Source organism: Flavobacterium filum DSM 17961 (genome assembly GCF_000425465.1).
In the GTDB taxonomy this organism is placed as follows: domain Bacteria; phylum Bacteroidota; class Bacteroidia; order Flavobacteriales; family Flavobacteriaceae; genus Flavobacterium; species Flavobacterium filum.
The window spans coordinates 19,674-44,650 of record NZ_AUDM01000008.1; the positions used below are offsets into that span (position 1 = coordinate 19,674).

26 protein-coding genes are annotated in these 24,977 nt (G+C 34.5%); 25 read left to right on the forward strand and 1 reads right to left on the reverse strand.

From position 1 onward, the window contains the following. Positions 1-273: 273 nt before the first annotated feature. From H601_RS15300 to H601_RS0105460, 10 genes are all read left to right on the forward strand, one after another. Positions 274-2,172: a tetratricopeptide repeat-containing sensor histidine kinase gene (locus H601_RS15300; protein ID WP_051220668.1), complete on the forward strand. Its 1,899-nt coding sequence runs from the start codon at positions 274-276 to the stop codon at positions 2,170-2,172. A gap of 74 nt (positions 2,173-2,246) precedes the next feature. Further along, complete coding sequence (locus H601_RS0105420; RefSeq protein ID WP_156900350.1) at positions 2,247-2,513, forward strand: hypothetical protein; 267 nt, start codon at positions 2,247-2,249, stop codon at positions 2,511-2,513. A gap of 4 nt (positions 2,514-2,517) precedes the next feature. After that, the gene (locus tag H601_RS0105425) at positions 2,518-3,168 is read left to right on the forward strand and encodes a response regulator transcription factor (RefSeq protein WP_026710558.1); all 651 of its coding nucleotides are present in this window, start codon (positions 2,518-2,520) and stop codon (positions 3,166-3,168) included. 29 nt (positions 3,169-3,197) lie between these two features. Continuing rightward, on the forward strand, positions 3,198-3,884 hold the full coding sequence (locus H601_RS0105430; protein ID WP_084139936.1) for a DUF4230 domain-containing protein: 687 nt from the start codon (positions 3,198-3,200) through the stop codon (positions 3,882-3,884). 70 nt (positions 3,885-3,954) lie between these two features. Beyond that, complete coding sequence (locus tag H601_RS0105435; protein ID WP_026710560.1) at positions 3,955-4,227, forward strand: hypothetical protein; 273 nt, start codon at positions 3,955-3,957, stop codon at positions 4,225-4,227. Positions 4,228-4,265: 38 nt separating this feature from the next. Further along, positions 4,266-6,179, forward strand: coding sequence for a tetratricopeptide repeat protein (locus H601_RS0105440; RefSeq protein ID WP_026710561.1), 1,914 nt, complete (start codon positions 4,266-4,268; stop codon positions 6,177-6,179). Between the two features lie 3 nt (positions 6,180-6,182). Continuing rightward, positions 6,183-6,830 (forward strand): response regulator, encoded by a 648-nt coding sequence (locus H601_RS0105445; protein WP_026710562.1) that lies wholly within the window; start codon positions 6,183-6,185, stop codon positions 6,828-6,830. A gap of 96 nt (positions 6,831-6,926) precedes the next feature. Next, positions 6,927-8,210, forward strand: coding sequence for a hypothetical protein (locus H601_RS0105450; protein ID WP_026710563.1), 1,284 nt, complete (start codon positions 6,927-6,929; stop codon positions 8,208-8,210). Between the two features lie 11 nt (positions 8,211-8,221). Continuing rightward, entirely contained in the window at positions 8,222-8,743 is a 522-nt protein-coding gene (locus H601_RS0105455) for a hypothetical protein (RefSeq protein ID WP_026710564.1), read from the forward strand. A gap of 9 nt (positions 8,744-8,752) precedes the next feature. Continuing rightward, positions 8,753-9,652: a hypothetical protein gene (locus H601_RS0105460; protein WP_026710565.1), complete on the forward strand. Its 900-nt coding sequence runs from the start codon at positions 8,753-8,755 to the stop codon at positions 9,650-9,652. A gap of 44 nt (positions 9,653-9,696) precedes the next feature. Here the strand turns inward: H601_RS0105460 and H601_RS0105465 are convergent, their stop codons facing one another. Continuing rightward, positions 9,697-10,005, reverse strand: a complete 309-nt coding sequence (locus H601_RS0105465; RefSeq protein WP_026710566.1) for a rhodanese-like domain-containing protein — start codon at positions 10,003-10,005, stop codon at positions 9,697-9,699. 226 nt (positions 10,006-10,231) lie between these two features. Between H601_RS0105465 and H601_RS0105470 the strand changes: the two genes are divergently transcribed. From H601_RS0105470 to H601_RS0105540, 15 genes are all read left to right on the forward strand, one after another. Then, positions 10,232-10,804: a TetR/AcrR family transcriptional regulator gene (locus H601_RS0105470; RefSeq protein ID WP_026710567.1), complete on the forward strand. Its 573-nt coding sequence runs from the start codon at positions 10,232-10,234 to the stop codon at positions 10,802-10,804. A 113-nt stretch (positions 10,805-10,917) separates the two neighbouring features. Continuing rightward, complete coding sequence (gene paaE / locus H601_RS0105475) at positions 10,918-11,991, forward strand: 1,2-phenylacetyl-CoA epoxidase subunit PaaE (RefSeq protein WP_026710568.1); 1,074 nt, start codon at positions 10,918-10,920, stop codon at positions 11,989-11,991. A 20-nt stretch (positions 11,992-12,011) separates the two neighbouring features. Continuing rightward, entirely contained in the window at positions 12,012-12,968 is a 957-nt protein-coding gene (gene paaA, locus H601_RS0105480) for a 1,2-phenylacetyl-CoA epoxidase subunit PaaA (RefSeq protein WP_026710569.1), read from the forward strand. A 70-nt stretch (positions 12,969-13,038) separates the two neighbouring features. Then, positions 13,039-13,323 carry a 1,2-phenylacetyl-CoA epoxidase subunit PaaB gene (paaB, locus tag H601_RS0105485; protein ID WP_026710570.1) on the forward strand — a complete coding sequence of 95 codons (285 nt, stop codon included), beginning with the start codon at positions 13,039-13,041 and terminating at the stop codon, positions 13,321-13,323. Between the two features lie 108 nt (positions 13,324-13,431). Beyond that, on the forward strand, positions 13,432-14,184 hold the full coding sequence (gene paaC, locus H601_RS0105490) for a 1,2-phenylacetyl-CoA epoxidase subunit PaaC (protein ID WP_026710571.1): 753 nt from the start codon (positions 13,432-13,434) through the stop codon (positions 14,182-14,184). 69 nt (positions 14,185-14,253) lie between these two features. Further along, a complete protein-coding gene (paaD, locus tag H601_RS0105495) occupies positions 14,254-14,754 on the forward strand; it encodes a 1,2-phenylacetyl-CoA epoxidase subunit PaaD (RefSeq protein ID WP_026710572.1) in 501 nt (166 codons plus the stop codon). Between the two features lie 102 nt (positions 14,755-14,856). After that, complete coding sequence (locus H601_RS0105500; protein WP_026710573.1) at positions 14,857-15,639, forward strand: enoyl-CoA hydratase-related protein; 783 nt, start codon at positions 14,857-14,859, stop codon at positions 15,637-15,639. Beyond that, positions 15,629-16,792 (forward strand): 3-hydroxyacyl-CoA dehydrogenase NAD-binding domain-containing protein, encoded by a 1,164-nt coding sequence (locus H601_RS0105505; protein WP_211223536.1) that lies wholly within the window; start codon positions 15,629-15,631, stop codon positions 16,790-16,792. The genes H601_RS0105500 and H601_RS0105505 overlap by 11 nt, the downstream gene beginning before the upstream one ends. Continuing rightward, on the forward strand, positions 16,792-17,196 hold the full coding sequence (locus tag H601_RS0105510; RefSeq protein ID WP_026710575.1) for a PaaI family thioesterase: 405 nt from the start codon (positions 16,792-16,794) through the stop codon (positions 17,194-17,196). Before H601_RS0105505 ends, H601_RS0105510 begins: the two co-directional genes overlap by 1 nt. Positions 17,197-17,274: 78 nt before the next feature. Continuing rightward, positions 17,275-18,477 carry a 3-oxoadipyl-CoA thiolase gene (gene pcaF, locus H601_RS0105515; protein WP_026710576.1) on the forward strand — a complete coding sequence of 401 codons (1,203 nt, stop codon included), beginning with the start codon at positions 17,275-17,277 and terminating at the stop codon, positions 18,475-18,477. Between the two features lie 56 nt (positions 18,478-18,533). Beyond that, entirely contained in the window at positions 18,534-21,032 is a 2,499-nt protein-coding gene (paaZ, locus tag H601_RS0105520) for a phenylacetic acid degradation bifunctional protein PaaZ (protein ID WP_026710577.1), read from the forward strand. Positions 21,033-21,057: 25 nt separating this feature from the next. Next, a complete protein-coding gene (locus H601_RS0105525) occupies positions 21,058-22,056 on the forward strand; it encodes a virulence RhuM family protein (RefSeq protein WP_026710578.1) in 999 nt (332 codons plus the stop codon). 108 nt (positions 22,057-22,164) lie between these two features. Next, a complete protein-coding gene (locus H601_RS0105530; protein ID WP_035655595.1) occupies positions 22,165-22,914 on the forward strand; it encodes an enoyl-CoA hydratase/isomerase family protein in 750 nt (249 codons plus the stop codon). An 83-nt stretch (positions 22,915-22,997) separates the two neighbouring features. Further along, positions 22,998-23,594, forward strand: a complete 597-nt coding sequence (locus tag H601_RS0105535; RefSeq protein WP_026710580.1) for an acyltransferase — start codon at positions 22,998-23,000, stop codon at positions 23,592-23,594. 67 nt (positions 23,595-23,661) lie between these two features. Further along, on the forward strand, positions 23,662-24,960 hold the full coding sequence (locus tag H601_RS0105540) for a dihydrolipoamide acetyltransferase family protein (protein ID WP_026710581.1): 1,299 nt from the start codon (positions 23,662-23,664) through the stop codon (positions 24,958-24,960). Positions 24,961-24,977: the final 17 nt, after the last annotated feature.

Sequence of the window (24,977 nt, forward strand, 5' to 3'; positions counted from 1 at the left end):
AATCAAGATTTTTTGGTTGGGAATTTTTTTTACGGCAAATGTCGTATTGTACAGCAAAATTCATATGCCGAATTTTGTTCTATCCCAATATTCAAAAAAAAAATGAAAACAATCAAATCATTACGTATCGTGCTGCTCCTTTATTTTATGGTATTTTTAGTTTTACTACTCAATTTAATGATGGTGTTGAAATAAAAATCAAATGAGTAAAGCTATTTTTTATGAAATTTAGCTTAAAACAATTAAATTTGAATAGATTACTAAAATAGTCGTATGAAGAACCAATTGAGAATTTTTTGCTTATTTCTTTTTTTTACAATCTATACTTTTGCACAAGTAAAAGAAGATAAAACGATTGATGAATTAAATGTAAAAGCATTAAAAGTATATCCTTCCAATTCTAATCAAGCGATAGATTTATTAGAAAAAGCTGAAAAAATCGCTAAATCTAAAAATCTAAAACTTTCTCTAGCTTACACTTATAGTAGTTTTGGTATTGTAACTCGTGTGATTGGTGATTATCCAAAAGCTATTGATTATTCCAAAAGAGCACTTTCATTGTCAAAAGATGAAATGATTGTAGCTTCCTCACACAATAACATTGGAGCTTGTCAGCGAAATATGGGTTTATACGAAGCGTCACTAAAATCATTTCTGAATGCATTAAAAATTTATGACAAAAAAAATGATGTTCTGAATCAAGCTACTATTTATAACAACTTGGGTTTGGTTTACAAATCACTTGAAGTGGCAGAGAAAGCAAAAAGTTATCATCAAAAAGCGATTGATGCATATCAAAAGTTAAATCATAAAAAAGGACTTTCGGAAGCGTATAATAATCTGGCAATTGTTTATGCGGAAGAAAATAGCTTAGAGCAAGCATTAGAATATTTTAAAAAATCACTTGATTTTGAAATTCAACTTAATGACAAAAGAGGAATTGCCGAGTCATTGAACAACGTTGGTGGTGTTTACTATTATTTAGAACAAACAGACTCTGCTTTTATATATTTTAACAAAGCTTTAAAGACCGAGTATTCCATTCAAAATTTTGCCGGTTTAGCTTCTTCTTATAATAATATTGGCGATGTTCATTTATATAAACAAGACTATAATGCTGCAAAAAAAAGTTTTGATAGTGCCTATTTTTATGCAAAAAAATCCAAATCCGCTTTTGATATAGAAAACACGTTAAATTATTATGCTCTGTTATATGAAGCCAAAAATGATTATAAAAAAGCAAGTGAGTTTTATAAAAAGAAAGGTGTTTTTAGCGATAGTATCCAAAAATTGTCCAATGTAAAACAACTTCAAGAACTGGAAACAAAATACCAAACCGCCAAAAAAGATTCCGAAATTGCTAAAAACAGAGCCGATTTAGCCGAAAAAGAATTGAAATTAAAAAAGAAAAATACGATGATTTTCGGTTCGTTAGGTTTTGCTTTTGTATTGGGTTTGTTGGGTTATCTTTTATATAACCAACAAAAAATTAAGAACAATCAATTAATCAAAGAAGCCGAACTCAAAGAAGCTCTTGTTAAAATTGAAACTCAAAACAAATTGCAAGAACAACGGCTACAAATTTCAAGAGATTTACACGATAATATTGGTTCACAACTCACTTTTATCATTTCCTCGATTGATAATTTGAAGTATTTTGATATCGCCAAAGAGAAATTAGTTTCCAAATTTGATAACATTAGCGGGTTTACTAAAAATACGATTACCGAATTGCGTGATACCATTTGGGCCATGAATAAAAACGCTATTTCTATTGAAGATTTGCAAATTCGAATCACCAATTTTATTGATCAAGCTAAATTAGCTACTCAGGGAATTTCGTTTGATTTTGCTATTGAAAAGAACGTGAACGCCTCACATGAATTTTCATCTATTGAAGGAATGAATATTTACCGAATTATTCAAGAAGCGGTCAATAATGCGATTAAGTACGCCAACCCTTCTCAAATAAAAATTCAATTGCAACAAGAGAGCAATAAGATGATTTTCTCTATCAGCGATAACGGAATTGGTTTTTCAGAAGGCGAAATTGAACTCGGAAATGGTTTGAATAACATGAAAAAAAGAGCCTTAGAGTTAAAAGCTGAATTGAAAATTGAAGCTGAAAAAGGAAAAGGAACGATGGTTTCGATTTCAAAAGATATTGGATAGAATAAGGCAATTGCCGTATGGATTTCAGTTATGCTTTTTACTACATTTGAATGTTGTCAAAAAATGTAATTATCATGAATCATTCCCTTTTAATCGTATTTGTTTTGATCAATTTGTTTTTGATTTTATATTTCAAACGAAAAAACAGTGAGAATACAAAAGAGCATCTTTATCGAGTTTTTTGTATACAAGATCAAATGGTTTCAGAAAAAAATAAAAAAGACAAAATGAATGATTCCATTAACAATTTGGCAGAATTGGAAGAAAACACGCAACAACAATTAACCGCCATTCAATTGAAATTGGAATTTTTACATCTTTTTAGTAAAACTAATTTTTAAAAAAATGAACATCAAACTCGCCATAATTGATGATAATAGTTTTTTAATCAAAGCCATTCGAGAGAAATTGTCTTTTTTTGAGGCTATTCAAATCAAATTTACCGCTTTAAACGGAGCAGAATTGTTGACAAAATTAGACGAAAACCACAACCTGGATGTGTTGCTGATGGACATTGAAATGCCGGTGTTAAACGGTATTGAAGCAACTGCCATCGTCAAACAAAAATATCCACACATTAAAGTAATTATGCTAACGGCATTTGACAATGATGAAAATATTTTCAACGCCATCAAAGCCGGAGCCGATGGTTATTTACTCAAAGAGGTTAACCCAACCGATTTGCACCAAGGTATCATCGAAACACTCAATGGTGGTGCGGCGATGAATCCTTCTATTGCTTTAAAAACGTTAAAATTATTGCGAAATCCAATCGACTTTGATGCGAAAACGGAAGAAGAAGAAATCAAACTTTCTACGCGTGAAATTGAAGTGTTGGAACAACTTTCAAAAGGACTAAATTACAATCAAATTGCCGATAATTTGATTCTTTCCCCTTCCACCGTTAGAAAACATATTGAAAATATTTATACCAAATTGCAAGTGCACAATAAGTTGGAAGCCATTCAAAAAGCCAAATCCAATAAATTGATTTAAATTTTTATCTTCGTATAAATTTAAAGGCGATGGCTACGCGAAGAAATCAATCCACAGAAACCCAAGTTAAAAATGTATTAGTTCCAATTATTCAAGCTATTGGACGATCAGGAAAATTAATTTATTTAATTATAATTGGAATAGTTTTATTTTTTGCATACCAATTTTTTACTCGCTCGTCTGCATCTTCTACAATTGAATACAATTCCGCTTTAATTGAAAAACAACTGAAAAATGTTTCCAAATTAGTGGTTACAGAAGGACATTATTCGCAAGTAATGACCTATAAAGACCAGAAAAAATACTTTATGGATTTGGTTTCTTTTGAAAAGAAAGCGTTAATGGTAGTGAATGCAGATGTTACCGTTTCGTATGATTTAAGCAAGATTAAATACGACATCAACGAAACGGCCAAAACCATTTCCATTACTAATATTCCTGAAGCGGAAATGAAAATTAATCCTGACATTCATTTTTATAGTATTGATGAGAGTACGTTTAATCCATTTGGTACTGCCGATTACAACAAAATTAACAAAAAAGTGAAAGCTGAAATTGCTAAAAAAATGGAAAAATCAAAATTAAAAACAAATGCCGAAAATCGATTGATTAGCGAATTGTCTAAAATTTTGATTTTGACGAATACTATGGGTTGGACATTAAATTACGAAGGTAAAACCATAAAAAGCGAAAGCGATATAAAGCATAAACTATAAATACGCATTTCTTCGTATTGAAAGAGTAAAATCGTTGTGTCAATTTTGTTTTTGATTAAACGATTTTTTTATGGATACAATTGTAGTAATATTAGTTTTCTCTCTTTTGGTTTTAATGATTTGGTTGCGAATTCTTTTTACAAAACTGAAAAGTATTCATCATCAAAAGATGGAGCAGTTAAATGAATTGTTCAGTGGTTTGGTAAAAAAGCAAGAAATGCTACATCAAAAAGCTACAATTTCAAGTGAATTTCAGCTAAAATACAAATCGGATATGAGCAAATTGAGTGAAGAAATCTTTGTACTTCAAAAAAAGATTTTTGAACTTATTACTAAGCAATAATTTGTTACATTTATTTTAAAATTGATTAGGGTATATTCATGAAAAATCGATATTTAATATTTCTATTTATTCCATGTTTTGGATTTTCTCAAGATTTGCAAGAGCACATTACAAATCTAAAAAAGGAATTAAAAACCAAACCAAATATAGAACGAACAACTCAGCTTTACTCTGATTTAACATGGGATTATATTGATATTTCATTAGATTCAGCTATTGTTTATGGTGAAAAAGCTTTGCTTACAGCTCAAAAAACCAAACGGCATGATTTAATCTCACAGAGTTATTCTAATTTAGGTGGAGTTTATTTACGAAAAGAGAATTTCAAAAAGTCTCTTGAATATTATCAAAAAGCAATAGAAATTAGAAAAGTAAATAAAGATTTTGATGGCGTTGCGAAAGCTAAAATCAATGTAGGAAACGTTTTTGCAAGTCAACAAGATTATTTGCCGGCTACAACTTATTTTATTGAAGCTATTGATTATTTTGAAGGTAAAAATGATACGATTGCAAGTTTAACGAAAGGAAATCTTGGCTTGATTTTTTACGAAATGAAAAATTTTTCCAAAGCCATAAAATATCTTGAAGAATCAACAGATTTTTTAAAAAGAAATAACTTAAAGCAAGGTTTGTGTCGAACTTATCTTTCTCTTGGTGATGTTTATTTAGATAAAAGTGACACCTTAAAAGCTTTGAATTATTATCAAACCAGTCTTGAAAACTGCAAAGATTGTAAAGATAATTTAGGAATTTCTACACTTAATCAACGAATAGGTTCGGTGTATGCAGCGAAAGGTAATTCAGCTAACGCAAAGAAATACTTTCAACTTTCCGAAAAGTTATTAAAAGAATTAAATTCTGAAATTGAGCAATCAAATTTATTATTGGTTAAAGCTAATGAATTCATTCAACAAAATAAATTTAACGAGGCTTATGAAAAGTTACTTCAAGTAAAAAATATCCACGAAACTTTTGAATCTGATCGCTATTTGTTGGAAACGTATAAACTGTTAACAAATGTATGTTTGCAAAAAGCGATGAAAGACAGCAGTATTTTTTATTTTGAAAAATACATCAATCTAAAAGAGGAAAAATTAAGAAAATCTGTTTTAGAGCAAACATCAGAATTAGAAACCAAATACCAAACAGCCGAAAAAGAAAAGCAACTTTTGCAAAAAAATGCGGAGGCCAAACAAAAAACGACAACCATTATCATTTTGTCTTTATTTGCTTTTTTTATCGCAATTGTGGGGTATTTAATTTATCGTCAACAGCGTTTGAAAAACCGTCAGCAAAAACAAGAATTTGAATTGCAATCAGCTATAGCTCAAATTGACAATCAGAATAAATTGCATGAACAACGTTTGGCAATTTCGAGAGATTTACACGATAATATTGGGGCACAGTTAACTTTTATCATTTCATCTGTTGAGAATTTAAAGTTTGGTTTTCCAACCATTGAAGCATCCATCAAAAATCAATTAACGACCATTAGTGAATTTACCAAAACAACCATTGTTGAACTTCGCGATACCATTTGGGCTTTGAATGCTTCCGGATTTAGTTTTGAAGATTTAAGTTCCCGAATGTATAATTTTATTGAAAAAGCTCAAGCGGCAAAAGAAAATATTGTATTTCAGTTGAAAGTTGATGAACAATGTAAAACTAAATCGTTTACTTCTTTGGAAGGAATTAACATCTATCGAACAATACAAGAAGCTCTGAATAATGCGATAAAGTATGCTGATGCAACCGAAATTTCCATTCATGTAAATGCTGCAAATGAACGAGTGAACATTTTGATTTCAGACAATGGAAAAGGTTTTGATAGAGATGCCATTGAACTTGGAAACGGAATACTAAACATGCAAAAGCGAATAGAAGACATTGGCGGAACTTTTGTCATTCACTCTGAACAGTTAAAAGGAACTCAAATAACCATTTCTTTATAAAATATGATTCGAATTGCCATTGTTGATGATAATCCGTTTTTACAAAAAACGATTCAAGATAAATTAAAGTTTTTTTCAGATGTTGAGGTGCGATTCAAAGCAATCAACGGTTTGGATATTATTGAAAAAGTAGAAAAGAATCATCATCTCGATTTGATTTTAATGGATATCGAAATGCCAAAAATGAATGGGATTGAGGCAACTTCACTTCTCAAATCAAAGTTTCCTCAAATTAAAATCATCATGCTGACGGTTTTTGATAATGATGAAAATATTTTTAAAGCCATTAAAGCCGGAGCGGATGGTTATTTTTTGAAAGAAGTGAATCCACAAGAACTTTACGATGGAATTGTTGAAACATTAGCCGGTGGTGCCGGAATGACACCTTCCATTGCAACCCGAACTTTAAAATTGCTTCGTGAGCCTTTGGTTTTTGACGATTCGATTTCAAAAGAAGAAATTAGCCTAACCAACAGAGAAATTGAAGTGCTAGAGCAATTAAGCAAAGGATTAACCTATAATGCTATAGCCGAAAATTTGTTTTTGTCACTAGGAACCATCCGCAAACATGTGGAAAATATTTACACTAAACTTCAGGTTCATAATAAGTTAGAAGCCATTCAAAAAGCAAAAAACAATAATTTGATTTAACCAATATACGAATTTCTTCGTATTTCATTACGTAGTAATCCCGCCTACTTTTACTTCATTATTACAAACAAAAATGTTTCACTAATACTGAAGAAAATGAAGAAAATAATCTTACCAGTTTTAATCGTCTTAGGGGTATTCTCATCAGCTTGTTCCTCCTCTGAGGATGATGGAGGGAGCAATAGTACAATTACTCAAGAAATTCAACCCGCTAAAACTTTTTACTCCAATAACGGAGCTACGTTTAAATTTCGCTTGTATAATTATCCGCCAATTGAAGGCGATAATAATAACAACAATAATCACATGGCAGATGTTCATAAAATTATTGATCAAAATGGTCAAATATCAATTATTGGACGCTATTTGGTTCCGGCTATTTCATTGCAGTCAACAGGAGCAGTTTTAAACATTCAAGATGAAATTGTTTCTCCTCAATCTTCCACTGCGGTTCCGTTGCAAAACACTTATGCTTTTGATGATTTTGAAGTTTTGGATGGCAACCGATTAATCTCTTATAATTCCTCAGGAGGAGCACATGGAGCCTATGGTTTTTATGGAACCAAAGTTTTAGTGCATAATCCAACTTTTTTTATGGGAGCTATATCGGCAAGTTCTAATCAAGGTTACATGCATACTTTAAATGATAGTAATTTTATGTTGAGTTTGGGATTGAATTCCAATTATGGTAAACCGATGCTTTATCGATACAATCCTGTTAACAACACTTGGCTTGGTGACCTCGTAACACCAATGGATTATGTTCAAGGTAGTGGTGTGAATATTCCAATGACAAACGATGCCTCGAAAGTAGGGAATAGCGATAAAGTATATTGGGCTTGGCTCAGTTATACAACCAATCTAACCAATGGAAAAATTAACATTATCAGTTATAACGGAAGTTCTTTTAGTTCGGTTACCAGTTTAGAGGGCATCGGTAGTATTGGCTCCGGGTGGGATGCTGTTCATACCATTACACTTCATAAAAATCCAAATAATCTCAATCAGCCTTACATGGTTGTCCGACGGTATAATTCAGATATTTTAGACATTTATAAATTCACCGGTTCATCGATTGAAATAGTTAAAACCGGCATATCGCTGCCTACTTCTATTCCAATCATTTCAGGTTCAGTAAGAGTATATAAAGAGTTGGTTTTTTCCAGTAACAATGTTTATCTCATCACTGGTCTAGATAAAAATCTATACAAATTATCCGAATCAACTTTTGTAATGCACAAACCTGAATTATTCCAAGATAACGAAACTATTTCTGCGTTAGAAGGAACATCAAACGGAGTATTACTATCGATTGTAAAAACCTTGCTTTCTTCGCCTCAACCTAAAACAGTTTCAGACGTAATATTACTTCCTAATTAAATTTTAAAATCATGAAAAAAATAGTATTCACATTGTTCTTATTTGTATTATTCTCAAGCTTTTCCGTTAAAGCTCAAAATAACAATCAAATTACATTTATGCTTTTATTAAATGAAGCAAAACAAAACTTTTCAACTATTAAAGGTGATGCCTTTAACAAAAGTGAAGATGGTAAAAAGACCTATCATTCCTGTAAAGACGGATTTTTAACTACCACGGAATTCATCACCGTTGAAAGTATAAATGACAAACAAAAATCATTATACACTTTGTATTTTAATTTATCTGAACTTAATTCTAATGATTTAACAGCAGTAGCAAAAATTGTTGAAGATGCGATAGGTTTTGCCAATCTTTTAGTCTCTGGTGGAAAATATAAAGGTGAAGACTTCAACGATCCTGAAACGAAAGTTATGACTACACGATTAACAGATGCAACATCGAATAATGTGGTGATGGAAATCACTTCCGGGAAGTTTAATGGTTCACAAATGGTTATGATTTCTTTCTTTGGAAATGATAATTGGTTATAAGATATGAATATGAAAAAATTTGTACTTTTTGCATTGTTACTCTCCATTTTTAGCAATGCCCAAACAGAAAAATACAAAACGGCAGATTACGCTCTTCCCGAAAATGTGAAAAGTTATCATACGTTTACCTATTTATATGACGTACCTTCCGGAAAATTTAAAACAGTTGAAAAGAAACTATTATTTTTCGAAAATGGAATGTTGAAAACGGATTTTCTGATGGATAATTATTTAGGGATTTATGCAAATTTGAAAACCTATGAATATAACGACCAGAAGCAATTGATTGCCATAAAAGAAGCCTCAGATTATCAAAATCCGAAGTATTATTTGAGTAAAGAATTTTTTTATACCCAAAATCAATTGACTAAAGTGATTACGCATGGAGGGAGCAAAAAAATAATCAAAGAAATGACGTATGATAAATCGGGAAAAATCATTCAATCCAAAACATTCGATGAAGACAATGTAGTAATGGAAGAAGTGAAATATAATTATACTACTCCAACTGATTATACTGTGGTTTCAAAAATATTTTCAAACGGAAAAGAGATTTCAATAATAGAAGATAAGTATGTAAAGTACCTTATGATGTCAAAAAAAATCAATGACTCCTTGGGTAATATTTTGTATCAATACGAATATGATTCCAAAGGGAACAGAATTCTTTTAGATGATGGATTAGATGAATACCATACGAATTATATATATGGAAAAACGGGTGCCATTTTGAAAAGCAGAGCAACAGAATATGACGAATTTGACGATTCGTTGAGCAATTTCTTTAAATTCTCCGAAATTACGTTTACCGACGGAACAAAAGAAGGTTCAAAAAATTTTGATACAACCTATGTCAAATCATTCAATGTAAGTGTGCTTTCGTATGATGTTGTAGATGATTTAAAATAAAACAAAAGCGACTGAAATTTCTTTAGTCGCTTTTTATTTTTAGATTATAATCTACTCTCCAAACTTTCCCATCCACCTCCATTCATCACTTCCACACCGCTGTTTTTTAGAATAGAAGCCGCTTGACCGCTTCGCATACCGGAACGACAACACACAATAACCGGTTTGTTTAATTTTTTAATCTCTGCTGCTTTTGAAAAAATGGTGTCCAATGGAATATTTTTTGAACCTTTGATGTGCCCTTCTCTATATTCTCCGGCAGTTCTTACATCAATAATGATCGCTCCTTTGTCCATGAATTCTTTTACACTTTCCGATTTTCCACCAATACCTAACATACTTAACAATCCCATGTTTATTTTTTTTAATTAGTTTTTTAACTTAATGAACCTAAATCACTTAAGTTCAACTATTTTTTAACTTTCTAAAATTTCTTGAATCTGTGTTCTATTGAATACTCATCTTTTAGATTTTTCAATTCTTAGATATTTAAATTTGAAACAAAAGTAACAACTTCCTCAAAACCATTCCGTAACAAAAGTTACCAAACTCAAATAAAACTCTCTATCTTTGAATCGTATGAAAATTTCCGATAGAAAAACTGAGATTATTGCTGTAGCGGCTCGTTTGTTTAAAGAAAAAGGGTATAGTGCAGTTACCATGCGTGACATTGCCCAAGCAATGGATATTAAAGCCGCAAGTCTGTATAATCATATTCAATCCAAACAAGAAATTTTGGTGCTCATCATCATTGAAATTGCAGAAGAATTTACTTTGGTGATGAATGAAATAGTTTCCTCCAACCTTTCAACCTTAAAAAAAATTGAAAGAGTAATTCAATTGCATATCACAATTACATTACGAAATTCAGATGCATTAGCCTGTTTGAATAACGATTGGATGCATCTTACTGATGATCAATTGTCGTATTTTATTAAAATGCGGGAAGACTACGAACAAAATTTCAGAAAAATTATTCAAGAAGGGATTCAAAATGGTCAACTCAAAAAATCCAATCAAGAAGTAATGGTTTATGCCATTCTTTCCTCTTTGCGAACCATGTATCTTTGGCATTCCAAATCAAAAGGGTTGGATGAAAAAACATTACTAAAATCAATTACTTCGTTATATTTCAAAGGGTTGGAAAACTAATAAAAACAATTTCACGAACAATTGTTAAATTTTCAAACGTTTTCGTAATTCAAAAAAAATCAGTAAATTTGCCTATTAAACTAACAATTGTTAGTTTTAATTTAAAATGATGTATGGCAAATTTTTATAACCTTACTGTAGCGGATATTTACAAGGAAACCAAGGATTGTTCCGTAATAACGTTTGATGTTCCGGAAGAATTGAAACCACAATTTCAGTTTCAACAAGGGCAACATTTAACGTTAAAAAAAGATATTAACGGCGAAGATGTAAGACGTTCTTATTCCTTATGTTCGAGTCCGCTCGAAAATAAATGGCAAGTTGCCGTAAAAAAAATCAACGGTGGTTTGTTTTCCACTTTTGTGGATGAAAAATTAAGAAAAGGAGACGTAGTAGAAGTGATGCCACCTAACGGAACGTTTCATACCCAAATTGAACCTCAAAAAACAAAAAATTATATCGCGTTTGCTGCCGGTAGCGGAATTACACCGATTTTGTCTATTATCAAAACGCATTTAGCAGCAGAACCAAATGCAACGTTTAAGTTGTTTTATTTGAATAGAAGTGTAAAATCCATTATCTTTAAAGAAGAAATTGAGCAATTAAAAAATGTCTATTTCAATCGCTTTGAAATTTTTCATTTTTTAACCAAAGAGCATCGTTCCGCTGAATTGTTCAACGGTAGATTTACGAAAGAAAAAATAAACATTCTGACTGATAAAATTATTGATGTTTCCTCTACAGATGCTTGTTTTATCTGCGGACCGGAAGAAATGATTTTTTTATTGCGTGATGAATTGCAAGCTGCCGGTTTACCAAAAGAAAATATCCATTACGAGCTGTTTACTTCGGGAATGTCAGAAGATGATAAAAAACGCATTTCTCAAATTTTAGAGAAAAAAGTAGAAGGCACAGAAGTAACGATTATTGATGGGGGGAAAGAATTTCACTTTGTGATGGGTGAAGATTTTGATAATTTGTTAGACGGAGCCATCGCAGCCGGTGCCGATTTGCCTTATGCTTGTAAAGGTGGTGTTTGTAGTACATGCCGTTGTCAAGTGGTAGAAGGCGATGTTGAAATGAAATTAAATTATTCGTTAGAAGAAGATGAATTGGCCAAAAACTACGTATTGAGTTGTCAGGCCGTTCCGTTATCTAAAAAAGTAGTCATTGATTTTGGTATTTAATCCTTAAAAAATTAAAAAAAATGTCTGAAAAAGAATTAAAAAGTTTAGAAGAATTATTTCAAGCCCGCATCGATCGGGACGAAAAAATTGAACCGAAAGAGTGGATGCCGGAGAAATACCGTCAAACGCATATTCGTCAGATTTCGCAACATGCTCATTCAGAAATTGTTGGAATGTTACCGGAAGCCAATTGGATTACACGTGCACCTTCTTTACGCAGAAAAGTGGCTTTGTTGGCAAAAATTCAAGATGAAGGCGGTCACGGATTGTATTTATATAGTGCAGCTGAAACATTGGGAATTTCAAGAGAAGAAATGTACGAGCAATTGCATTCCGGAAAGGCAAAATATTCCAGTATTTTCAACTATCCTGCCATAACTTGGGCGGATATGGGTGCTGTGGGTTGGTTGGTTGATGGTGCGGCCATCATGAACCAAGTGGCTTTGATGGGAACTTCTTATGGGCCGTATGCCAGAGCAATGGTTCGCATTTGTAAAGAAGAAAGTTTTCACCAACGTCAGGGGTATGAAATTTTATTGACTTTATGCAACGGAACACCGGAACAAAAAGCAATGGCACAAGATGCTTTGAATCGTTGGTGGTGGCCATCGTTAATGATGTTCGGACCAAAAGATGCAGAATCTCCTAATACCGAACAATCCGTAAAATGGAAATTGAAACGTAAAACCAATGATGAATTACGTCAACAATTTGTAGATCAAACGGTTCCGCAGGCTAATATTTTAGGTTTAACCATTCCAGACCCTAATTTAAAATGGAACGAAGAACGTAAACATTACGACTTCGGTGATTTAGATTGGGATGAGTTTTGGCAAGTGGTTAAAGGTCACGGACCATGTAATAAACAACGTTTAGAAGCCAGAAAATCGGCTTGGGAAAAAGGAGCATGGGTGCGTGATGCGGCTGTTGCATATGCCGAAAAACAAGAAGATAGAGAATTGAAAAAAGCAATATAAATTCAGTTGTTTGTTATCCGTTGTCAGTTTTAAGCCGACAACCGACAACCGACAACCGACAACCGATAAAATTATGAAAAACTGGCCTCTTTGGGAAGTATTTATCAGAAGTAAAAACGGATTAGAACACCGTCATTGTGGTTCGTTGCATGCAGCAGATGCTCAAATGGCTCTGCAAAATGCACGCGACGTTTACACCAGAAGAATGGAAGGCGTGAGTATTTGGGTGGTACCTTCTTCACAAATCACCGCTTCCAATCCTGAATTAAACGGAGAAACTTTTGAACCGGCAATGGATAAAGCCTATCGTCATCCCACTTTCTATGAACTTCCGGACGAATTAAAACACATGTAATATCCAACTTACAAGGTTTGCAAAACCTTGTAGTTTTAAGTAGTTTGTGAAATTTACGCATTTTTTGAATTCGTGCTAATTCGTGAAATTCGTGTCAAAATAATAAATATGAATCAAAATTTAATTCAATACATCTTCGGAGTTGCTGATAATTGCTTGATTTTAGGTCAACGTCTTGGTGAACTTTGTGGTCATGGTCCTAGTTTGGAAACCGATATTGCCATGACCAATATTTCACTCGATTTATTAGGGCAAACCCGAAGTTATTATCAGTATGTAGCTAAATTACAAGGAAATGACTCAACCGAAGACACTGTTGCCTTTTTGCGTTTAGAAAGAGAATACAAAAATGTGTTGTTAGTGGAACAGCCCAATACTGATTTTGCTTATTCAATAGCCAGACAGTTTTTGTTTGATGTTTTTCATTTGGCTTTGCTAACTGAATTACAAAACAGTAAGGATGATATGCTTAAAGCGATTGCTAATAAGAGTATTAAGGAAGTTTCCTATCACGTTCGTTTTTCTTCTGATTGGATGAAACGATTAGGCGATGGAACAGAAGAAAGTCATCAAAAAATTCAAACCGCAATCAATGATTTGTGGATTTTTACCGATGAATTATTCCATCAAACGGATGCGGATAAAGAAATGGTTAAACAAGGAGTTGGTGTTGATGTAACCTTGTTAAAAGAAGATTATTATAAAAAAATAAATTCCATTTTAGAAGAAGCTACGCTTGAAATTCCACAAGTTGAGTATTTTCAAAAAGGAGGTAAGTTAGGTATTCACAGTGAACACATGGGGTATTTGTTATCTGATTTACAATATATGCAACGCACATACCCAAATATGACTTGGTAGTGATTAACGATTTTTGATTTTTGATTTAAGATGTTCAAAAATCGTTAATCTTCAATCAAACAAATCTATATGACAGAACAAATCCAACATATCGACCAACAACTTTTCGAAATCCTCGAAACAGTTTCCGATCCGGAAATTCCGGTTTTATCGATTATGGAAATGGGTGTCGTTCGTTCGGCTAAATTACAAAACGGAATCGTCAATGTTCAAATCACACCAACCTATAGCGGTTGTCCGGCAATGGATGTGATTGGAGATGATATTAAAAAGGCCTTTCAAGAAAAAGGATTAGAAGCAAAAGTTGAACTCGTTCTTTTTCCAGCATGGACAACCGATTGGATTACTCCGAAAGGAAGATTAGCATTAGAAAAATACGGAATCGCTTCACCATTAAACGAAACAGCAGACAAAGAAGCATTATTAGGTAATAAAAAAGTAGTTAAATGTCCACAATGTGGTTCATTTAATACAAAATTAGTGAGTCAATTTGGTTCAACAGCCTGCAAAGCATTATTTCAATGCGACGATTGCTTGGAACCATTTGATTATTTTAAATGTTTAAAATAAAAAAATTAATGATTGTAGATTGTAGATTGTTGATTTTTTGAAGTTGAAGAATTCTAATTTCAAAAATCGTTAATCTTCAATCTTAAATAAATAAAATAAGGTATGAGCAATTCAATTCTTTTGAAAATTGAAAACAAAGTCGCTTACATTATATTGAACAGACCAGATGTGTTCAATAGCTTCAACCGTGAAATGGCTTTATCATTACAAAAAATTCTAACGGATTGTTCAACAGATAACGCTGTTCGAGCCATCGTCATTACCGGAAACGGAAAAGCCTTTTGTGCCGGGCAAGATTTAAAAGAAGTCACCGATCCAGATTTGAATCCCGGTTTCAGAAAAATTCTGGAAGAACATTACAATCCGATTATTCAATTAATCAGAACAATCGAAAAACCCATAATTGCAGTTGTGAATGGCGTAGCAGCCGGAGCCGGAGCCAATATTGCTCTAGCTTGTGATATTGTGTTAGCTTCCGAAAATGCATCTTTCATTCAAGCATTTAGTAAAATTGGATTGATTCCTGATAGTGCCGGAACATTTTTCCTACCACGTTTAATCGGGTTCCAAAAAGCTTCCGCTTTAATGATGTTAGGCGACAAAGTTTCTTCTACTGAAGCAGAGCAATTAGGAATGGTTTACAAAGTAATTGCACCGGAGTCATTCACAGAAGAAGTTAACAAACTAGCCGAAACATTAGCAGAAATGCCAACCAAAGCGATTGGTTTAACAAAAAGATTGTTGAATCAGTCCATGATAAATAATTTAGAAAATCAATTGGCATTAGAATCTGATTTACAAATTGAAGCCAGTTCATCCAACGATTATAAAGAAGGTGTCACAGCATTCGTAGAAAAAAGAAAACCAACATTTAATGGAAACTAATTTGAAAGTAGCAGTAATAGGATGTGGTACAATGGGTAGCGGTATTGCTCAAGTTGCGGCTACTGCTGGTTGTGATGTTAAAATTTTTGACACCAGTAATGTCGCATTGGAAAGAAGTGAAAAAAACCTAGAAATCACCCTTTCCAAATTAGTCGAAAAAGCAAAAATTGATGAAATTGAAAAAAGCAGAATCATCAATAATATTTCGTATTCAACTACATTTGCCGAGTTATCATATTCTGATTTAGTCATCGAAGCTATAATTGAAAATTTAGACATCAAACGAAAACTTTTTTCAGAATTAGAAAATTACGTTTCACCAGAAACAATTCTAGCCTCCAATACATCCTCATTATCCATCGCTTCCATTGCCGCTTCCTGTCAAAAACCGGAACGTGTAATTGGGATTCATTTCTTTAATCCGGCTCCGCTTATGCAATTGGTTGAAGTCATTCCTGCCATACAAACCAGTCAAGAAGTGGTAGAACAAACCGTTCAAACCATCACCGATTGGAAAAAAGTCGTCGCCATTGCCAAAGATACACCCGGATTTATAGTGAATCGAGTAGCTCGTCCATTTTACAGTGAAGCATTACGTATTTATGAAGAAGGGAAAGCAGATTTCGCTACCATCGATTGGGCCATGAAAACCATCGGCGGATTCCGAATGGGACCTTTTGAATTGATGGATTTCATCGGAAACGATGTCAATTACACCGTCACCGAAACTGTTTTCACCGCTTTTTATTTCGACCCAAGATACAAGCCTTCATTTACCCAAAAACGACTTTCAGAAGCCGGTTTTTTCGGAAGAAAATCAGGAAGAGGATATTACAATTATAGTGAAGAATTACCACAGCCAACCGAAGATAATCAATTAGGACAATACATCGTTGACAGAATTGTAGTAATGCTCATCAACGAAGCGGCAGAAGCTTATTTTTTAAACATCGCATCCGCCAAAGACATCGACAATGCCATGACCAAAGGAGTCAATTACCCAAAAGGATTACTCGCTTGGGCAGACGAAAAAGGAATCAATTGGTGTGTCGAAAAAATGGATGAATTATATGATGAATATCACGAAGACCGCTACCGCTGCAGTCCGATTTTAAGAAAAATGAAGCGTGAAAACACAACTTTTTTCAAATAATGAAACCGAATGAAATTGTAAATAAAATGTTCCAAAACGATGCTTTTAGCCAATGGCTCGGCATCGCCGTTGAAGAAATTTCAGAAGGAAAATGCGTTTTATCCATGACCATCCGCAAAGAAATGACTAATGGTTTTGGCATTGCTCATGGTGGAATCACGTATTCAATAGCCGATAGTGCTTTGGCTTTTGCGGCGAATTCATATGGTCGTCAATCAGTGAGCATCGATACGTCGATTAATCACATTGAAGCCTTGAAAGAAGGGGATAAAATCATTGCCATCGCCACCGAAAATGCTCTAAAAAACAAATTTGGGTTCTATACCATTGAAATAAAAAAAGAAGAAAAAACAGTCGCACTTTTCAAAGGAACCGTGTTCCGAAGCGAAAAAGAGTGGGAATAATATAAATAATTAGAATAGAATGGCTCGGTTTTTTTCAACAGAAATCTAAAAACCGACAATCGACAACCGACAACAAATATGGAAGCATACATCATAGACGGAGTTCGAACTCCAATAGGAAGTTACCAAGGAACCTTATCAGCCGTTCGCCCGGACGACTTAGGAGCTTTGGTCATCAAAACTGTAGTAGAAAAAAATCCAAACATACCAAAAGAAGCCTATGATGATGTTATCATGGGTTGTGCAAACCAAGCAGGAGAAGATAACAGAAATGTAGCCAGAATGTCGCTATTACTAGCTGGTTTACCATTTTCCGTTCCAGGTGAAACCGTAAACCGTTTGTGCAGTTCTGGATTATCAGCAATTATTCATGCCAACCGTGCTATCAAAGCCGGAGACGGACACATTTTCATAGCTGGTGGAATCGAAAACATGACTCGTGGACCATTAGTGGTTTCCAAACCATCTGCCGCTTTCGGAACGGATAGTAAAATGTATGATTCCAGTTTTGGCTGGCGTTTCATCAATCCGAAAATGCATCTACAATATGGAACGGATGCGATGGGAGAAACTGCAGAAAACTTAGTGGATAAATATAAAATCTCAAGAGAAGATCAAGATGCTTTTGCTTTCAATAGTCAAATGAAAGCTGCAGCAGCTCAACAATCCGGACGTTTAGCGAAAGAAATTGTAGCAGTAGAAATTCCGCAACGAAAAAGCGACCCAATCCTATTTTCAAAAGATGAGTTTGTAAAACCAAATTCAACCTTAGAAGGATTATCAAAACTTCGTCCGGCTTTCAGAAAAGAAGGAAGTGTTACCGCCGGAAATGCCTCCGGATTAAACGACGGAGCAGCCGCAACCATCATCGCATCAGAAGAAGCCGTAAAAAAATATAACCTCAAACCATTAGCTCGAATCATTAGTTCGGCCGTGGTTGGAGTAGAACCAAGAATAATGGGAATTGGTCCTGTTGAAGCGACTAACAAAGCATTAGCGAAAGCCGGTTTAACCTTAGCCGATATGGATATTATCGAACTAAACGAAGCCTTTGCCGCACAAGTATTAGCCTGCACCAGAGCTTGGGGAATTGCTGATAACGACCCTCGATTAAATCCAAATGGAGGTTCGATTGCCATCGGACATCCGCTTGGCGTAACAGGAGCGAGAATTGCTTATTCCGCCGCTTTAGAATTGCAACTAACAGGAAAACGATATGCCTTAATAACTATGTGTATTGGTGTCGGTCAAGGTTATGCAGCCATCATAGAAAGAGCTTAAAACTTAATGAACCTTAATTACTTAATGGTTCAAAAAAAAAAATAAATGTTGAAAATATGAACAAAACACAACATTACGTCCTCGGAAAATGGACCACCGGAACCGGCGAAGGAATTCCTTCATTCGACGCCGTTACAGGAGAATTTATCGCTTCCACAACTGTAGAAGGCCTAGATATTCCTGCTATTTTGCATTACGGTAGAACCAAAGGTGGAGAAAAACTCCGCAAAATGACCTTTCAAGAGCGTGGAAATATGATAAAAAGTTTGGCAATGTATTTAACCAAACGCAAAGAACAATTCTACGAAATCAGTTACCGCACCGGAGCAACACGAGTGGATTCTTGGATTGATATCGAAGGAGGTTTTGGAAATTTATTCGCCAACGCATCCTTACGAAAATTATTTCCTAATCAATCGTATCACGTAGAAGGTGACGCTATCGATTTGTCAAAAGGCGGTCGATTCATGGCTCATCATATTTTAGTACCCAAAAAAGGAGTTGCTATTCACATCAATGCGTTCAATTTCCCAATTTGGGGAATGTTAGAAAAATGTGCCGTAAACTGGATGGCCGGAATGCCGGCAGTGGTATTACCGGCTCCTGTAACTGCTTATTTAACAGAGGCAGTTGTAAAAGAAATCATCGCTTCCAATATTCTACCCGAAGGAGCATTGCAACTTATCAGCGGTACAGCTAAAAATATATTTGACACCGTTGAAAGTCAGGATGTCATCACCTTCACCGGTTCAGCCGCAACCGGAAGATTATTAAAAGCTCACCCAAGAATTATTCAAGAGTCTGTTCCATTTACCATGGAAGCTGATTCCCTAAATGCTTCTATTTTAGGAGAAGATGCCGTTCCCGGAACGCCCGAATTTGATTTGTTCATCAATCAAGCCAGAAGCGAAATCACTGTGAAATGCGGACAAAAATGTACTGCCATTCGCAGAATGATTGTACCTGAAAAATTAGTAGATGATGTTCAAATTGCTCTCGCAAAATCATTAGACAAAGTAACTATCGGAGACCCACGATTAAAAGAAGTTCGAATGGGAGCTTTAGTCAGCAAAGCCCAAGCGGATGTATTAAAAAACAGAGTAAATGAATTATCCAAAACAGCTTCGGTTGTGTATGGAAATTTAGATAAAGTAAACTTGGTTGGAGCCGATGAAAAAGGTGCTTTCGTTAGTCCGATTGTATTGCGAGAAGACAAACCTTTTCAAAATTTATCAGTTCATGAAACAGAAGCATTCGGACCCGTTTCAACCATCATGCCTTATAAAAATATAGATGAAGCGGTGGAATTAGCCCGAATGGGTAAAGGTTCCTTGGTTTCATCCATCGTAACCAATTCTGATGAAATTGCCAAAGAATATGTGGTTAATGCCGCATCTCACCACGGAAGAATATTGGTTTTAAATCGTGAAAATGCTAAGCAAAGCACCGGACACGGTTCGCCACTTCCGTTATTAATTCACGGTGGTCCCGGTCGTGCCGGAGGAGGAGAAGAAATGGGTGGTGTTCGCGGTATCAAACATTATATGCAACGCTGTGCCATTCAAGGTTCGCCAACTACATTAACGGAAATTACCGGAATTTATCAACCGAATTCGGCTTATAAAGAAATTACACAACATCCGTTTCAATACCATTGGGAAGATATCCAACCCGGAATGTCGCTCAAAACACATAAACGCACAGTCACCGATACTGATATCATCAATTTTGCCAATTTAACGTGGGATCATTTTTATGCTCACACCGACATCACTTCGCTTGACGGAAGCATTTTTGAAAAACGAACCGCTCACGGTTATTTCATTTTAGCCGCCGCCGCCGGATTATTTGTTTATCCGAACAAAGGACCTGTTGCTGCCAATTATGGACTGGAAGAATGTCGATTTTTACGACCAATTTATCACAACGATACGATTTATGTTCGTTTAACGTGTAAACAAAAAATTGAACGCGACGTCGCTTCAGCCGAGCATCCAAGTGGAATCGTAAAATGGTTTGTGGAAGTTTTTGATGCCGAAAATGAACTCGTTGCTGTTGCCACCATTTTAACAATGGTTCAGAAAAAGCAAGAAGTCTTCATAGAAATGACGGATGAAAAAATTGCTGAATGTCTAAATAAATTAACCGAAGAAACCAAACCGCAATGGGGAATTTTAACACCGCAACACCTTTTGGAGCATTTGGAACACGGTTACAGAATTATGTCGGGTGAAATTCAGGATTTCGAAATTGCAACCCCCGAAAAGATTCTGGATAAAGTGCACAATTCATTGTACAATTATGATAAATTCCCAAAAGGAACCGCTTTTCCAACGATGAGAAAAGGAGAATTGGAAGATTTGATTCACCCCGATTTTGAAACAGCCAAAGCAAAATTTTTCGAAGCCAGAGAAGCGTATAAAGTATTTTTTAAAGAAAATCCGGAAGTAAAATTAAAGAACATGGTGTTTGGACATTTAAATAAATATGAATCGTATTTACTCGAACGAAAGCATTTGAATCATCATTTTGAACAATTTGGAATTTTAAATTAATCTTATTTAAAAAGTTACTATTACAATGCAGTCGCCAATACTTTTATACCAAACAGCAGAAACCAATATTAATGTTGAGGTCACGTACCTTGATGAAAGTTTTTGGTTAACTCAAAAAGTAATGGCAAAATTATTCGGAGTTGAAAGTCATACAATAACCTATCATTTAAAGGAAATATTTGAAAGTAACGAATTAGAGCAAAATTCAACTACTCGAAAAATTCGAGTAGTTCAAAAAGAAGGAAAAAGAGAAGTATCCAGAGAATTAGATTTTTATAATCTTGACGCAATTATAGCAGTGGGTTATCGGGTAAATTCAAAGCAAGCAACTCAATTTAGAATTTGGGCAACAAAAACGCTGAAAGAATTTATTATTAAAGGATTCGTTCTAAATGATGAGATGTTAAAAAACGGTAAGTCATTTGGTAAAGATTATTTTGAAGAGTTATTAGAAAGAATCAGAGAAATAAGATCTTCTGAAAGAAGATTTTATCAAAAAATCACAGATATTTTTGCACTTTCTGCCGATTACGATAAAAATCATGAACAAACAAAAACTTTTTTTGCAACCATTCAAAACAAACTACATTGGGCAATTACAGGTAAAACAGCAGCAGAAATAATATATAGTGAAGCAGATGCCAACAAAATATTTATGGGTTTAACTACATGGAAAGATGCTCCGGATGGTAAGATTCATAAGACCGATATAAGTGTAGCAAAAAATTATTTGAACCAAGAGCATTTAGCCGAATTAAATAGAATTGTTTCAGCCTATTTAGATTTAGCCGAGAATAATGCTAAACGACAAGTACTAATGAAAATGGACGATTGGGTAGATTTTATGGATAATTTTCTCAAACTTTCAAATTATCCAATTTTACTCAATAAAGGAAAAATAACTTTTTTAGAAGCCAAAATAAAAGCTGAGATGGAATTTGATAAATTTAGAATAATTCAAGACCAAAAATATTTAAGTGATTTTGACAAAGAAATAAATAAATTAAAGAAAGATAACGATTGAAGATATACGATTTTTGAATCGAGAGCTTTGCTCGAATTGGCCTAACATTATAGAAGTACAATAAGTTCATCAATCAAATATCGTTAATCATCAATCAAATAAATCAATATGGAAGCATACGTTAAAATTGAAATAAACAATTACATCGCCACCATCGAATTTTTTCATCCTGAACAAAATTCCCTACCAAGTGATGTCTTAAAAAAATTAGCCAATACCATCACCGAAGCCGGAAACAATGACCAAGTGAAAGTCATCATTTTAAAAAGTGGTGGCGACCGAACTTTTTGTGCAGGAGCCAGTTTTAAAGAATTGATTGCCATCAACGACGCCGAAACCGGAAAAGTATTTTTCTCCGGATTTGCCAATGTCATCAACGCCATGCGTAAATGTCCAAAATTCATCATCGGAAGAATTCAAGGAAAAACAGTTGGTGGCGGAGTCGGAATCGCTTCTGCAACCGATTATTGTATGGCGACCAAATTCGCTGCAATCAAACTAAGCGAACTCAACGTTGGAATCGGGCCATTTGTGGTTTCACCTGCAATTGAACGTAAAATGGGAGTTTCAGCGATGTCACAAATCGCCATTGATGCCAACACCTTTTACGAAGCCAATTGGGCAAGAGAAAAAGGATTGTATGCATTTGTTTTTGAAACCATCGAAGAATTAGACGAAGCCGTTCAAAAATTTGCAGAACACCTTTGCACCTATAATTCGGAAGCCATGCAAGAAATGAAAAAGATTTTCTGGCGAGGCACCGACAATTGGGATAATCTATTAGCCGAAAGAGCCGCCATCAGCGGACGATTGGTTTTATCAGATTTCACAAAAGAAACGTTGAAGAAGTTTAAATAAAGAATATAGAAAATAGAACATAGAAAATAGACGAAACCGAAAATCTATTTTCTATATTCTATTCTCTTTTATCTAAAAAAAATATGATCTACGAATTCAAAGGGTTCATTCCCGTCATACACGAAAGCAGTTTTATCCATCCGCAGGCAGCGGTAACGGGTAATGTAATCATTGGGAAAAATGTGTATGTTGGTCCCGGAGCAGCTATCCGTGGCGATTGGGGAGAAATCATCATTGAAGACGGTTGCAATGTGCAAGAAAATTGTACCATTCACATGTTTCCCGGTAAGTCAATGATTTTGAAAGAAGGAGCTCATATCGGTCACGGAGCTATTATTCACGGAGCCAATATTGGTAGAAATTGTTTAGTAGGTATGAATGCGGTCATCATGGATGATGTGAATGTGGGAGACGAATGCATCATTGGAGCCTTAGCTTTTGTAAAAGCCGGAATGCAAATCCCAAATCGAAAAATGGTCGTTGGAAATCCAGCCACAATTATAAAAGACGTTTCAGACGAAATGATTGATTGGAAAACAAAAGGAACAGCATTATATCAGCAATTACCGGCAGAATGTTACGAATCATTGAGAGCTGTTGAGCCATTGCGTGAAATACCGGAGAATCGGCCATCGCAAGAAGCGTTTTATAAAACATTAGAAGAGTTTAAGAAAAAATAAATTTTGTTTCAAGTTTAAAGTTTCAAGTTATCGCAACCTGAAACTTTAAACCTGAAACCTGAAACAAATTAATATGTTTGAATTCAAAATGCCCAAAATGGGCGAAAGCATATCCGAAGCCACCATCATCAGTTGGACCAAAAACGTAGGTGATTATATTGAAGCGGAAGAAACTCTGTTGGAAGTTGCCACCGACAAAGTCGATAGCGAAGTACCTTCACCCGTTTCCGGTACCATTACTGAAATTCGTTTTCAAAAAGATGATGTGGTGGAAGTGGGGACTGTTTTGGCGTTAATTGATGCCGAAGGGAAGCAAGAGCCAAGAAGCAAGAGCCAAGAAATTATTACTGCTAAAGTTGAATCTCAGCCAGAAGTAATTAAACCATCTAATATTGAATTTAAACAAGTAAAAACCAATCCAGATGCTTATCTTTCTCCTTTAATCATCAGTATCGCACAGAAAGAAAATCTTTCATTAGAAGAAGTGCAAAGCATACCGGGTTATGGAATTGATGGTAGAATTCAAAAAAGTGATGTGTTCAATTACCTAAAAAACAGAAAATATCCTTTACAATCAAAACCGATAACAAATCCCGATAGCTATCGGGACAAACAACCGACAACTTTCCCTAAACCTAAAATCAATTTTGTTGAAGGAAAAGACCGAATTGTAGAAATGGATCGCATGCGGAAAATGATTGCAGATCACATGGTTTATTCCAAGCAAACTTCGCCACACGTAACTTCTTATTTGGAAGTGGATGTGACGAATTTGGTGAATTGGCGAAATGAAAATAAAGACACATTTCAAGAGAAATACGGTGAAAAATTGACGTTTACACCAATATTTATTGATGCCGTAGCAAAAGCGATTCAAGATTTTCCGATGATTAATGTTTCTGTTGATGAAAATAAAGTCATTGTACACAATGACATCAATATCGGAATGGCAACTGCTTTACCAACCGGAAATTTAATCGTTTCTGTGGTAAAAAATGCCAATGAAAAAGACATGATTTCGATTGCTAAAGAAGTCAATTATTTAGCCGAAAGTGCTCGAAATAATAAACTAAAACCGGAAGATATTCAAGGAAGCACTTTCACCATTTCCAACGTCGGAACATTTGGAAGTTTAATGGGAACACCGATTATCAATCAACCGGAAGTAGCCATTTTAGCCTTAGGTATCATCAAAAAAAGACCGGAAGTAGTTACCACAGAAAAAGGAGACGAAATCGCCATAAGAAGTATGATGTTTTTATCCTTATCCTTCGATCATAGGGTAGTGGATGGATTTTTAGGCGGATCATTCTTAAAACGAGTGGGCGATTATTTAGAACAGTTTGACAGTAATACAAAAATATAATTTTCTCTTTTCGTAAT